This window comes from uncultured Gemella sp., from assembly GCF_963525875.1.
Classification (GTDB): Bacteria; Bacillota; Bacilli; order Staphylococcales; family Gemellaceae; genus Gemella.
Map to the genome: position 1 here is coordinate 1 of NZ_CAURMG010000013.1, position 13,469 is coordinate 13,469.

The window sequence follows — 13,469 nt, forward strand, 5'->3', positions numbered from 1 at the left end:
ATTTTGCATATCCATCAGCAATTTCCTTAACATCTCCTTTTTTACCTTTTCCTTTTACATCTTCTACAAATATAACTTTCATTACAATTTCTCCTTTTAATCTATTTTATCTTATTATCCTAATACCTTATCAATCGCATCATTTAATCGCTCAAGCGCCTCATCCAAGTTGATTCCCTCTATTTGTGTTGCCGCATTAGCAAGATGGCCACCACCACCAAGCTCTTCCATAATCAACTGAACATTTATATTACCTAACGATCTTGACGAAATACCCACTTTACCTTCATCTAAATATCCTATAGCAAAACTACATTCAATTCCTTTTAAAGTAAGCAGTAAATCCGCACTTTGAGCTAACATGACATTAGTGTAATATTTATTTTCTGGTGCTTTCGCCATAATAATTTCTGGGGATTTCTGAATAGAATTATTAATGATTTCTACCCTATTCATAAAGTTTTCAAACGGTTCTTTTAAAATTGTTTTAACTTTTGTCGGATCAGCACCATTACTTCTTAGATATGCTGCCGCATCAAAAGTTCTAGATCCCGTTCTTATCGAAAAGTTTTGAGTATCAACTACTATCCCCCCAAGCATTATCGTTGCCGCAATAGGTGAGATTTTCTCTATCTTAGTTTGGTACTCTATTAATTCTGCTATTAATTCCGATGCCGATGAAGCATAAGGTTCTATATACGTTAGTAATGGGTTAGTAATTATATCTTCACCTCGTCTATGGTGATCAATTATTACCTTCCTATTTGCTTTTGATAAAATTGCTGCATCGATAACACGAGAAGCATCTGAAGTATCTACAACTATTAATGTTGTTTGCGGGGTCATAAGCTCCCATGCTTCGTCACTATCTACAAATACTTTTGATAATTGTTCATCTTGACTATCAATCTCAAACATTACTTTTTGTATAGTTTCATCTTGATCGCTTTCATTTAAGATAATATAACACTCTTTATTTAAAAACTTGGCAAAAGTATAAATACCAACACAAGCCCCAATAGCATCAAAGTCAGGACGTCTATGCCCCATTACAATGATCTTATCGCTGTCACTTACTATGTCAGCTAACGCATTAGAGACAACACGCGCCTTAATTCTAGTACGTTTTTCTTGTGGATTAGTTTTACCACCATAAAATCTTATTGTACCATCAACATCTTTCATAGCAACCTGATCTCCACCACGACCTAAGGCTAAGTCTAGCGAGCTTTTAGCTAGTTCACCTAGCTCTGGTAAGAAATCCGTACCCATCCCTACTCCTATACTTAGTGTAATCGGTGCATCGAACTCTTCTTTCAAACTTCTAATAGTATCCAAAATTTGAAATTTATCTTTTTCTATTTTCTTTAAATCTTTTACATTTAACAATCCGATAAATCTATCTTCATCAATTCTTTTAAGGTAGATACTATTCTTTTTAGCCCAATCCGTTAAAGTAATAACTATAGTAGCATCTAGTCTACTTGCTACTTCATCATCTAGAGAATCATACACATCTTCATAGTTATCAAGACTCAAATTAAGTATGATTGGTCTAGTATCTCTAAATCTTTGCATTACAACTTTACTTTCAGTAATATCAAAGAAGTAAATATAACCACTATCTCTTTGGTAATTAACTTTATAATGTTTACCAAAAATTTCAAACTGATTATCAACCGGAGTTTCTAAATCAAATAGATCTTTAATTTCAGGCATAAGATCTAAAATATTTAAACCTTTTATTTCTTCAACTTTGATATTTTTATAAATAAAGTTATTCGCCCATTCTATATTTTTATCTTTGTCGATTACAACTATACCTATAGGGAATTTATTTATACCTTTTTCTGATGAATCTTTGATTCTATTAGTCAACTTACTAATATAACGCTCCATTTGTTCACCAGCTTTTTTCTTCTGCAGACTATAAAGAATGAAAATAAATAAGCCCATCAACAGACAAATTACTAAACTGTAAATATTAAATATACCACTTAGAATTGCACCTATTAGAAAAATAATAGAGATAATTAATTCATATTTTTTCTTATCACTCATGCTTATCTCCCCCTCTTCATAACAATATATCCTTCTCTTAATTTAAATATACTGTCAACAAATCCTAGTAATTCAAAAATAGGACTAAAAATAAACATCAAGGCAAATACAACAGGCTTACCTATCGGTATTTTCGAATTAGATTTTTGTTCTATAAAGAAAAATGCTGTAAATAATCCATTCAAAACAAACGCCAATGATAGCACTCCTGTTAAATTTTGGAATAAAATATTCCAAAAACTATAAGTATCACTGCCAGTTTCCATTTCTACAAGAAAAGTTAATAATGTAACCCCAATATATATATATCCACTTCTAGGACTCAACATTATTCTACTAAATTTTGGAAATACTGGTATAATCACATATTCTCTACTTAATAACGATAATGTGTACTGAACCAACAAAAGACTATATGCAAATAATACTATAAAGATCGTTACAGGGAATGATTTTTGAAGATTAGAAAAACTCTCTAGTACTAAGTTCTTATCAACACTTTGATTCATTTCCGCCATAGAATTCACATAAGAATTAATAAAATCTAGTATTTGTTTACTATCAATTGTTATATGCCCCAATCTTATTGATAAGAATATATACAATGCTACAGCTAAAAATATTAAGGAACTAACTGCAACTACTAAGAAAACTTTTGATCCTCTTACATATATCGTCCTATACACTACATAAGATATAATCATATGTATTCCAAACCAAGTTATTATATTAGGAGAAGCTAATAATGATAGTATTAATCCTCCCGAAGCAATTAATGGAATGTAATACTTAAGTCCTTTTGCTCCTAATACATATGTAAGTGGGAAAACAGAAAGAAAGGCCGTCACAATTTCTATATTCAAGAATATTCCAAATAATATTAATAACAAATAACTTACCGAATAAGCCAATATTTTAATATCACTAGGTGTTCTAAAGAAAAATTTATTTTTCATTAATTCTTTAATTTCTTTACTCAAAAGTTCTGAAATGTTATTATCCAAATTAACACTCCTTTTTCATTTTAATAATACCACTATATATATTTCACACTATATAGGTATCTTTATTATTATACCAAATTTCAACACTTTTTTAAAGGAAAATAAAAAAACAAATCTCACCTAAACTCTACTTCCACTCTACAGATTGAGTTCCTTAAAAATTAACTTCAAATCAAACTTTAAAAATTAATTTTTTTATAAATTTCCATACTAAACACTGTTTATAATTGACAAAAAGTATTATTCAACTTATGATATTTAGTAAAGGTTGCAACAAACTTTGTATTAATTTTTAGATTAAAAACATTTATTATATTTTATAGAAAGGGATATTTTCATGAAAAAATATGTAATTACTATTGTTACAGTTACATTAGCAGTTTTAATATTAGCATTAGGTGGTTATTATTACCTAAATAAAGACGATAATCAAACACCATCTAATACAACTAATCAAAAAGATATTAAAAAATCTTCTCCTACTAATGAAAACACAAAAACTGATAACAATAAAGAAAACACTCCATCTACCAATGGAAAAACTCCAGAGACGGTTACTCAACCAACAATTATTAATGGTATTATATTAGCTAATAAAAAACACCCTCTTCCTGCAAACTACAATCCTGGAGAAAACCCTACAGCGCGCCAAAAAGTAAATAAATTAATAAGTGATGCACAATCTTTAGGGTTAAATGTATCTAATCAGGTTTCTGGCTTTAGAGCTTATGGTACTCAAGCAGGATTATACAATAATTATGTTGCTGCTCATGGAAAACAAGAAGCCGATAGATTTTCTGCTCGTCCTGGTTATAGCGAACATCAAACAGGATTAGTTTTTGATCTTATCGACAACCAAGGTCAACTTTTAGGAGCAGAAGGTACTAGTGAAAGCAGTAAAAAAGCTGCAGAATGGTTAGGAAAAAATGCTCACAAATATGGATTTATCGTTAGATATAAACCTGAATTTGTAGAAAAAACCGGATATATGGAAGAAAGTTGGCATATTCGTTATGTTGGTGAAGACGTAGCTAAAACTATTTATGAAAAAAATATTTCGCTAGAAGAATATCTTAATGCTCCTGGTGGAGATTACGCAAATTAAAATACTATTAAATAAAAGGAGAATTAAATGAATAAAAATAATCAAGGACAAAATAATCAAAATTATAATAACCCAAATTTTAACAATACCCACTATAACAATCAAGGTTACGATCAAAACTTTGACAATAATCAATATAATAATCAGGGATATGATCAAAACTTCGATAACAATCAATACAATAATCAAGGATATAATCAACAATATCAAAATACTCAATACCAAAACTTCGATCAACAACAAAATTACAACAATCATCAACAACAACATTATAATAACCAACAAAATTATAATGTTCCACCAATTTACACAGAAGAACCAAAAAAGAAAAAAAGTATAATTCCAGTTGTATTAACAGCAATTATTACTTTCGTAGTATTAGTCGTTGTACTGTACTTTGGATATAATAAATTCTTGAAAAAAGATAATGTAATTGATTTATCAACATATGAGGTAAACTTTGTTACATACGGTGCTCAAGGTGAAGGTAAACCTGAAGTTGACATTAAAAAAGTTCCTGAGGTTGCAAAAACAAATGCTGAAATCTCAAACCTACTATCAAATCCAGATGTTTCATTTGATAAGCAAAGCAACTTAAAAAATGGTGATAAAGTTGAAGTTACTATTACTTTAAATAAAAATACATTAAATAAATTGAAATTAAAAGCAACTGGGGAATTTAAACGTACATTTACTGTTAACGGACTAAATGAAAAAGCTAAAGAAAAAGAAACTATAATTGTGAAGGAAAGTTCTTCTAGCTCATCTAATTCTTCTAGTCGCCGTAGCGATGAACGTACTGTATATGTTAAACCATCAGCCGGAGTTAACTTAAGAAGTTCTTCAAACGATTCAAGTAGTATTATTGCCGCAATTAAAGTTGGAAACCCTGTATACCAACACTATATTGAAATTAACTCACAAGGTGAAGCTTGGGCGTATGTTTCATACGGTAGTCGTGATGGTTGGATAAGAGCAGATTTAATTGGATAAATTTTTATATATTAAAAAAAGTTGACTCACAAAATTGTGAATCAACTTTTTTAATTATCTCTAACTTTAACCTTAACCATAAGCATGCTTAATAAAGTCATGCCTATTACAATAAGGAAAATAGCTTTACTTTGTGTGAAACCAAATAACCCATTTTTAACATGTTTAGCTATCCACACATAAATATAGTCACCATAATAAATACCTAAAGCAAAGAACGCTTGATATATTCCCATACTTACATTACGATATTCTCTATCAAAATATTGCATTGCTAAAGAAATCAATGCATTATAAGCTCCACCATATCCTAAACCATTTAAGATATAACTAAAATAAATAACATATGGATTATTAACATATAATGCTATTACATAGAATGCTAACGAACATCCTAATAGGAATAATAAGGTTTTTTGTATACCCCATTTTCTCGTGAAGTATACCCCTACAAGAACTCCCGCAATAAGCTGTGGCACTGCAAAAACAGCATCCATATACGCAAGCATAAGAGGCGTCATGTTTAACTCTGTTTTACCATAAGCAATCATATTAGCTCCACTCGTTGAGAATTTTATAAACGAAAGTAATAAAGCTAATAAACAAATATAAATAAAACTCTTATGTTTAATTACCACTTTTACCTTATCGAATGAAAAATCACTATCAACAGGACGATAATCTTTCATCATAAACGATAATATAAAGGTTACTACTGCAATACCACCTGTAACTAACCACATATAATCAAAATGCTTATAAGTGTTCATTGTAAAAACATATTGTATAGGTGCTGCAATAAACTCAGCTAATAATGGGGCCACAGATAATATCGAAACTGAAACTGCCGCTTTATCTTTAGAAAATGTCTCTGAGAAAATAACATTAAATAATGCAAGCATAGTTGCACTAATACCCAACGACAATGAAGATAAGTATAAAGTTACATAATTACCATTAAATGCAACTAAAAATGAAGTCACTATTAGTAAAAATAGTGAAATTTGCACAAATATTTTACGTCTTTTAAATATATCACTGGCTAAAAACATCGGTAACCTTATGATTAAACTTGTAAGCCCATATCCTGCTGCTATTTGGGCTGCGAGTACTGGTGTTAAAGAAAGTCCACCTTGATCAATCGGCGTAATTGCATATAACTTCCTATAAGCACGTATAATACTTATCGCAGACCAGAATAAAACTAATATCCAAAATATTACTACTTGATCTCTATTTAATTCGAATTTCTTAGATAAGAAAATCACCAAAATTAAAATTAATGCGATCATAATAAACGAAAATAAAATTTTTGTTTTAACCATCTCCTAACTATGTAATATAAGTAATTTTTTACGAATTGCCGAACTAATATTTTAAAATTCAACCTTAACATTATACCATAAAAATAAAACTTGTATAATAAAAATATCTCATTATATTACTTTCGAAAGTGTCAAGAAACTTATTTTTATATTAGGGTATACCTCATTAATGATTTTAGCACATCCAAATAATGTCATTCCACTCGTATATATATCATCTACAATCAAAATACTCTTAATATTATCTAAACTGTGTATATTAGATAAAAAATAATATTTATTCTCAATTCTTTCTTTATGCAATTTCGATTGTTTTTCTCTATATTCGCAACCAAGAAGTTTTACAAATTCCACATCACATACCTTGCAAATCTGTTCAATATGATCAAATCCACGAATAATTTCTCGAATACTATTAGCTGGAACAATAGTAACTAAGTCAAATTCATTAAAAGAAAAGAATTTCTCAAAAAGTTTTTTGAACTTTATAGAGCACTCTATTTCTCCAAAATATTTTATTGAATAAATAACATCTTTTACAAATTCATAATCTGAAAAATAATATAACGAATAACATCCCACTTCTGTAACATTTATATCAATATGTTCTTTACATGTAGTACAAAGTTGAAATTTCTCTTTTTTCTCAAATAATGTATCAAACCCCAATTTTTCTCTAATTTCTAATCCACAAAAACTACATTTCATACTCTACCTCTATTTAATTTTCTATATTTAGCTAAATTATTCATATACTCAATTTCTTTAACCGCTGCTTTCATATCCTTACTTATCTTATCAGCTAAAAATACAATATCACCAGAATTATCATAATCTTTTCTACCTACTCTTCCCGAGATTTGGATCAAAGCAGCTTTCGTAAAATTTATATGATTCGCATCAAAAACCAAAACATCCAAATAATCAAAAGTTACCCCACGTTCCAATATTGTAGTAGTTACAAGAATATCTATTTCTCTATTATAAAATCTTTGAACTTTCTCACTTCTCTGCTTATCTTCACTATAAACAAAATCTATTAATACTTTTTCCGGTAAAATCTTCTTAAAATATAAAACCGCAGACTCACACATTCCTATCTCCGGCACAAATATTAATACACGGCGTTTTTTCTCTAAACTACTCGTTATAAATTCTTGGATGAACTTGGATTTCTTTGAAAATTCAAACACCTCAGCTTTTTCAATTTTTATTTTCGGCACAGGTAACAGGTATCTATGGTATCGTATTGGTATTTTCACGATTTCTTCAACACTAGATTTAACTTTATCAGACGGCGTTGCAGATAAAAACACAAATACTCCTCCTCTTTTTAAGCTGGTCCTAGCTCCATTTTCCAAACATTCATCCCCAGAATACGGAAAAGCATCAACCTCATCAATAATAATAACATCGAAGTAATTATAGTATTTAACAAGCTGATGAGTAGTCATAATATAGAAATTCGAATCCTCTAATATTTTTTCTTCACCATGTAATACACTTATCGGATATCCTCTAAAATCACGCATAAATCTTTCAATCAGTTCTTTTACTACATCTCTTCTCGGAATAGCTAGACAAATTCGCTTATTAGATAAGAGTGCTTGATATATCGCAGCATACACTATTTCTGTCTTCCCTGCACCGCAAACTGCCCATATTAGAGTGCTGTTACCATTTTTAATGTTACGAACTAAAGAAACACTTGCTTCTTCTTGAATATCACTTAACTTTACACTTGGCAACTTTGGAATTTCCAAGTCAAACATCGGTATACTTATGTGAAATTTTATAAAATAATCATCACTTCTTCCAAAATCTATACATCTTTTACAATACGTAATTTTTTGATCTCTACTTATAAAACTAAAAAATAAATTTTTATCTTTGTTATCACACTGTAAGCAATGAAATCTATCACCATTCGACCTTAGTGAATATATCTTTTCAACATAAGGACAATTATCTAAATAATGAATCTTTATATTTAGTTTTAATAACCTAGAAATAGACAAAAGCAGTCCATTGTACTTTCTTAAAATAGATAAATCCTCTTCTCCTAAAGTACAGACTGCTCCCGTCATTATCTCATTATAAATTTCTTCAAAATCCTCATTAATTTTCCCGAAACTATCATAGCTTTCTTTAATATTTCTATAATATGTATTTTTTTCTGAATTTGTCATTCTTGAATAACGTATATTATATAGCGCCTCGATAAATTCACAATACTCCCTAAAAATCATTTTCTACTACCCCTTATCTGCAAATTTCCAATAAATTTTTTTCAGTATTTTTCCTCATTTTATTAGCATTTTAAGTTTATATATATCCTTCTAACTTTATACTATTAATGTTTAATTTTATTTTAACAAAAATATATTTATAAAGCAAAATAAATGTATATTTTATAAAAGTAACATTTTTATGCGAACTGTATTGCTAACGTTACCAAAAAGTGGTATAATAAAACTATAAAAAGAGGGGGAACCCCCTATAAAGTAGCTAGGCTACTTTATGAAAGGAGTGCTTTAAAATGTTAAGATATCAAGTACGAGGAGAAAATTTAGAAATTACTCAAGCAATTAGAGAGTATGTTGAAAATAAAGTTTCTAAATTAGAAAAATACTTTGCTGACAGTTTAGAAGCAAACGTTTACGCTAATGCTAAAGTATACAAAAATAATAAGAAAAAAATAGAAATCACTGTTCCACTTAAAGGAGTAACCCTTCGTGCAGAAGAAACTAACGAAGACTTATACGCTGCTGTTGATTTAGTTGTGGATAAACTTGAACGTCAAATGAGAAAACACAAAACAAAAATCAATAGAAAAGGTCGCGAAAAAGGATTTGTTGAAGAAAATATTCTTACTAACGAGCTAGAAGAAACTGAAGAAACTGCTTTAGACTTCGGTAAAGTTAAACAACTTAAAGTAGAAGTTATGACAAGAGAAGAAGCTGTTTTCCAAATGGAACTTCTAGGGCACGATTTCTTCGCATTCTTAGACCATAACACAAATGAGATTTCTGTAGTTTACAAACGCCGTGATACTGGATACGGAGTTTTAGAAATTTCTAAATAATTAATATTGAGTTTAAACACAATCAACCATCTTCCGTAGGTGGTTGATTTTTCTTTGAAAATACAATAAAATTAAAATAAAGAGAAATGATAAGTAAACAAAATGATTTTACATTTCAATTCCTTTGAATATTTAAATTTATATATAATTATGTATTTCATGTTCTCTATCGTGGTGGCGACAAAATTGAATTCAATTTTATTAGGAGAAAATGAGACTTACGGCTCATTTTCTAGCTGTAGAATCCATTTTTCATGTGTAATCACATGAAAAATTAGTCGAAAGCGTCCTTCACCGCAATAAGAGAACATGAGAAATATTTTATTCTTTACACATTACACAAAATACACTAGGAGGATTTTTTATGACAAAAAAAGTTGCTTTATTCGTTGAAAATGGAAGCGAAGAATTGGAGCTTATCGCTCCTCTTGATATACTACGTCGTGCAAATATTCATGTTGATCTAATTTCTGCCAACAATGAAGATTATATAACAAGCTCTCACGGCGTGAAAATAATAGTAGATAAAAAAATTAGCGACATCGACAATATCTTAGACTACGATGCTATAGTAATCCCTGGTGGAATACCTGGAAGCACATTACTTCGTGACAACGATAAAATAATCACATTCTACCAAGATATGTATAACGCTGGAAAACTTGTTGCAGCTATCTGCGCCGCACCTATCGTTTTAAGCAAAGCAGGTATACTTGAAGATAAAGAAGTCACTTCATACCCAGGGTTTGATAAAGAAATCAACTGTAAATCATACAATAATGAAAAAGCAGTAATCATTGATAAAAACGTCATCACTGCCCAAGGCCCAGCCGTAGCTATTCTATTCGGTTATGAAATAGTTAATTATTTACTACAAGATGACACTGCTCAAAACATTAGTAACGCTATGTTAGTACCAATTTTAAAAAACAACTTATAAAACGTAAAACTTAAGACCCCAGATTAAAATATCCGAGGTCTTTTTTACGTTATATTATTTAGTTAATTCTTCTAATTCTTTCATCGCAGCTACAACAACTTCAGGTGTACAAACATCAACCGCAAGTTTAAATGTTTCTTTCTCACTAGCTGCAAACTCCGCAATTTTTTGCATTTTCTCTTCTACATCTTCTGTTACATTAACACAAGCTAGGTTATAAGCTAAATCATTATCTTTATAGAATGGAACAAGTTTTTCAACTTCTTCTCTCTTACCTTCAGCAAGTAATTGCACTAAGATACCATAAGATACTTTTGTACCATGTAGCACAGAGTGCGTTTCTTTAACTAAACTCATACCGTTGTGTACTGCGTGAGCTCCTGCCATACGTCCATAGTGAACACCGAAGCATCCAACACATCCTGAGATAGCAAATACTGTATCTACAGCATTTTTAAAACTTTCTGTTACTTCACCTTTTTCCATAGCTTCTAACGCACCATTAGCATCACGTAAAAGTACATCACGAGTGATTTTAGCTGCTTCTAATCCCATTCTTACAAAAGGATCATTAAATTTATTATTTCTTTCAACTAAAACTACTGCTTCATACCATTTCGCTAGAGTATCCCCAATTCCAGCTACAAAGTACTCTTTTGGAGATTCTAATAATAAATCTAAGTCTGCTACACAAGCATATGCTGTACGTTTAAAATACGCAACCTCTCTAAATGTATGATCTGGATGATAAACTGCCGCCACCGGTGCATAAGGTGCACAAGTTGCGATTACCGTTGGTACTGTCATATACTCAACATTTAAGTTTTGTGCTACACCTTTCGCAGTATCGATAACACGTCCTCCACCTACTCCAAGAACTACATCAACACCTTCACCGTACTCATCAGCAATACGCTGCATATCTTCAAAAGATGCCGATCCATCATATTTCGCTACTCTAAACTCTCTATTTCCTTTATAAAATTTCGTAAACGCTGCGTAAGATTTTTCTCCAGTAACAATCAAAGGAGTTTTAAATCCTTCTAATCTATTATCAAGTGCAGACAATGCCCCACTTCCTGAAATATATTCACTTACCCCTGGTCTTGCTACATTTGCTAATTCAAACATTTTACATCTCTCCTTTGTTGTTAAAATTTATAATTTCTTTAATATGTAACTATGATTATAACATTTCCGAAAACTAAAATCAATAGTAAGTTAAAAATAAATCATTTTCTGACAATTGAAAAGAAGTTTCGAACCTTTTTATAAGAAGATTTCATCTATACTTAAAAAAATTAAGATAATAACCTAAGCATTATCATATCATGATCAACAACCCCTCTATTACCTTAATTTTTATATTATTATCTAGGGAAAAATATAGTCCCCTCTTTTTTAGTCTGTCCTTTTGTTATCGATTCTACTATATTACTAGCCTTCTCTAACGCCACTATTTCTCCATTAAGCTTCTCAATCAGAATTTTTCTTCCTTTATACGGGCTATATACACTCGCTTCTACATTCTCAACTCTTAAATAATAACGTTCTTCGAAACCATTTTTTTTCAACATATTTCTAATCTGAGTTAGATTTTCCTCACTATAATCCACATACTCAAACAGTTTTCTATTTTGTAATCTTTTAGCAAGATCTGCAGCAACACTATCCCCTTTTTCTTGTATTAACGTACAGAAATATAACAAAGCATTTTCATCTAATTTAAAATACTCTTCTTCTGTCACTTCTGACTTTTCTAAGAAAGGTACTAACACCCTCATATCATCAAAGTAAGATTTATTTTCGACAAAAATATCCTTTAATCTATTAAATAATTGAATAAATACCGCCTCATAACTTCTAGCTACAGGATGATAATAAACTTGCCAGTACATCTGATATCTAGCCATAATATAATCCTCTACGCTATGGATACCAGTATGTTTTACAACAATTACTTTTCTACCTTCATCAGTTTTCCTAACACGCATAGTTCGTAATATTCTTTCAAGATCAAATTGACCATAACTTGTTGCTGTAAAATAAGAATCTCGTAATAAATAGTCCATCCTATCTGCATCAAGCTGCCCCGACACAATCTGATTCAATATATCGTTACTGTGAGTATGCTGAATTATCGATACGACATCTTCAGGTAAGGCTTTTGAAACGGACTTTAAGATAGAATTTAATTCTGTGTTTCCTAGTATAATTTTTGCTGTATATTCCTCATGACTATGCCTAGTAACATGTTCAAATGCATGAGAAAATGGACCATGCCCTACATCATGTAGTAAACCTGCTAACATTACACATACTTTTTCATATTCAGTTAACTCTGCGCTCAAAGTTTTAATTTCAGTCACCATTCTTCTAACTATCTCATACACACCAAGTGAATGAGAAAACCTCGAATGTTCTGCCGTTGGATATACTTGGAAATCTCCACCAAGTTGTCTTATCCTACGTAATCTTTGAAATTCTCTACTATCAAGGCAATCCCAGATAACTTCATAATGAATATGTATATAACTATGTACCGGATCTTTTAGTACCTTTGTCTCATCTAATCTTCTTAATTCCATCGCTTTTCCCCCTGTAATAATAATTTTCTTTACTATATTTCACTTTTATTATATCAGAGCATAAAAAAAAGACAAGCCTTAGCTCATCTTTTTTAATCATTATTTTTATTTTTCGTCTACTACATATGGTAAAAGCGCCATGTGTCTAGCTCTTTTAATTGCTGTAGTTAACATTCTTTGGTACTTAGCTGAAGTACCTGTTACACGACGTGGTAAAATTTTTCCACGTTCTGAGATGAATTTTTTAAGTAATTCTACATCTTTGTAGTCGATAAATTCTACGTTATTTTTAGTGAAATAACATACTTTTTTACGACGACGCATGTTGTTACGACGATTGTTAGTTACTGCCATTGTGCATGTCCTCC

General features: G+C 30.4%; 12 protein-coding genes and 1 pseudogene. 4 read left to right on the forward strand and 9 right to left on the reverse strand.

The window, feature by feature from the left end; genetic code table 11:
- The 3 genes and pseudogenes from RWQ73_RS03660 to RWQ73_RS03670 all read right to left on the reverse strand — a co-directional run.
- Positions 1-82: pseudogene (locus RWQ73_RS03660) on the reverse strand (50S ribosomal protein L9); the annotation flags it as partial.
- 32 nt (positions 83-114) lie between these two features.
- Complete coding sequence (locus tag RWQ73_RS03665) at positions 115-2,061, reverse strand: DHH family phosphoesterase (RefSeq protein ID WP_314406749.1); 1,947 nt, start codon at positions 2,059-2,061, stop codon at positions 115-117.
- A gap of 2 nt (positions 2,062-2,063) precedes the next feature.
- The gene (locus RWQ73_RS03670) at positions 2,064-3,065 is read right to left on the reverse strand and encodes a DUF2232 domain-containing protein (protein ID WP_314406750.1); all 1,002 of its coding nucleotides are present in this window, start codon (positions 3,063-3,065) and stop codon (positions 2,064-2,066) included.
- A 337-nt stretch (positions 3,066-3,402) separates the two neighbouring features.
- Between RWQ73_RS03670 and RWQ73_RS03675 the strand changes: the two genes are divergently transcribed.
- Both RWQ73_RS03675 and RWQ73_RS03680 read left to right on the forward strand, forming a co-directional pair.
- On the forward strand, positions 3,403-4,170 hold the full coding sequence (locus RWQ73_RS03675) for a M15 family metallopeptidase (protein WP_314406751.1): 768 nt from the start codon (positions 3,403-3,405) through the stop codon (positions 4,168-4,170).
- A gap of 27 nt (positions 4,171-4,197) precedes the next feature.
- A complete protein-coding gene (locus RWQ73_RS03680) occupies positions 4,198-5,163 on the forward strand; it encodes a hypothetical protein (protein WP_314406752.1) in 966 nt (321 codons plus the stop codon).
- Positions 5,164-5,213: 50 nt separating this feature from the next.
- Here the strand turns inward: RWQ73_RS03680 and RWQ73_RS03685 are convergent, their stop codons facing one another.
- The 3 genes from RWQ73_RS03685 to RWQ73_RS03695 all read right to left on the reverse strand — a co-directional run bounded on the left by RWQ73_RS03685 (position 5,214) and on the right by RWQ73_RS03695 (position 8,737).
- A complete protein-coding gene (locus RWQ73_RS03685; protein ID WP_314406753.1) occupies positions 5,214-6,488 on the reverse strand; it encodes an MFS transporter in 1,275 nt (424 codons plus the stop codon).
- Positions 6,489-6,599: 111 nt separating this feature from the next.
- Positions 6,600-7,196, reverse strand: coding sequence for a ComF family protein (locus tag RWQ73_RS03690; RefSeq protein ID WP_314406754.1), 597 nt, complete (start codon positions 7,194-7,196; stop codon positions 6,600-6,602).
- A complete protein-coding gene (locus RWQ73_RS03695) occupies positions 7,193-8,737 on the reverse strand; it encodes a DEAD/DEAH box helicase family protein (RefSeq protein WP_314406755.1) in 1,545 nt (514 codons plus the stop codon). The genes RWQ73_RS03690 and RWQ73_RS03695 overlap by 4 nt, the downstream gene beginning before the upstream one ends.
- A 290-nt stretch (positions 8,738-9,027) precedes the next feature.
- On the opposite strand from RWQ73_RS03695, the gene hpf reads away from it, so the two are divergent.
- Entirely contained in the window at positions 9,028-9,573 is a 546-nt protein-coding gene (gene hpf / locus RWQ73_RS03700) for a ribosome hibernation-promoting factor, HPF/YfiA family (RefSeq protein WP_314085398.1), read from the forward strand.
- Positions 9,574-9,937: 364 nt separating this feature from the next.
- Complete coding sequence (locus RWQ73_RS03705; protein ID WP_314085400.1) at positions 9,938-10,513, forward strand: DJ-1 family glyoxalase III; 576 nt, start codon at positions 9,938-9,940, stop codon at positions 10,511-10,513.
- Positions 10,514-10,567: 54 nt separating this feature from the next.
- Here the strand turns inward: RWQ73_RS03705 and RWQ73_RS03710 are convergent, their stop codons facing one another.
- From RWQ73_RS03710 to rpsR, 3 genes are all read right to left on the reverse strand, one after another.
- Positions 10,568-11,644, reverse strand: a complete 1,077-nt coding sequence (locus RWQ73_RS03710; RefSeq protein WP_314085402.1) for an iron-containing alcohol dehydrogenase family protein — start codon at positions 11,642-11,644, stop codon at positions 10,568-10,570.
- A gap of 239 nt (positions 11,645-11,883) precedes the next feature.
- The gene (locus tag RWQ73_RS03715) at positions 11,884-13,101 is read right to left on the reverse strand and encodes an HD domain-containing protein (protein ID WP_314406756.1); all 1,218 of its coding nucleotides are present in this window, start codon (positions 13,099-13,101) and stop codon (positions 11,884-11,886) included.
- A 105-nt stretch (positions 13,102-13,206) separates the two neighbouring features.
- A complete protein-coding gene (rpsR, locus tag RWQ73_RS03720; protein ID WP_003144201.1) occupies positions 13,207-13,455 on the reverse strand; it encodes a 30S ribosomal protein S18 in 249 nt (82 codons plus the stop codon).
- Positions 13,456-13,469: the final 14 nt, after the last annotated feature.

Excerpts from the sequence above, each read along its gene's own strand:
- RWQ73_RS03665 (WP_314406749.1), bottom strand. The coding sequence starts at position 2,061 with ATGAGTGATAAGAAAAAATATGAATTAATTATCTCTATTATTTTTCTA.
- RWQ73_RS03675 (WP_314406751.1), top strand. The coding sequence starts at position 3,403 with ATGAAAAAATATGTAATTACTATTGTTACAGTTACATTAGCAGTTTTA.
- RWQ73_RS03680 (WP_314406752.1), top strand. The coding sequence starts at position 4,198 with ATGAATAAAAATAATCAAGGACAAAATAATCAAAATTATAATAACCCA.
- RWQ73_RS03685 (WP_314406753.1), bottom strand. The coding sequence starts at position 6,488 with ATGGTTAAAACAAAAATTTTATTTTCGTTTATTATGATCGCATTAATT.
- RWQ73_RS03690 (WP_314406754.1), bottom strand. The coding sequence starts at position 7,196 with ATGAAATGTAGTTTTTGTGGATTAGAAATTAGAGAAAAATTGGGGTTT.
- RWQ73_RS03695 (WP_314406755.1), bottom strand. The coding sequence starts at position 8,737 with ATGATTTTTAGGGAGTATTGTGAATTTATCGAGGCGCTATATAATATA.
- hpf (WP_314085398.1), top strand. The coding sequence starts at position 9,028 with ATGTTAAGATATCAAGTACGAGGAGAAAATTTAGAAATTACTCAAGCA.
- RWQ73_RS03705 (WP_314085400.1), top strand. The coding sequence starts at position 9,938 with ATGACAAAAAAAGTTGCTTTATTCGTTGAAAATGGAAGCGAAGAATTG.
- RWQ73_RS03710 (WP_314085402.1), bottom strand. The coding sequence starts at position 11,644 with ATGTTTGAATTAGCAAATGTAGCAAGACCAGGGGTAAGTGAATATATT.
- RWQ73_RS03715 (WP_314406756.1), bottom strand. The coding sequence starts at position 13,101 with ATGGAATTAAGAAGATTAGATGAGACAAAGGTACTAAAAGATCCGGTA.
- rpsR (WP_003144201.1), bottom strand. The coding sequence starts at position 13,455 with ATGGCAGTAACTAACAATCGTCGTAACAACATGCGTCGTCGTAAAAAA.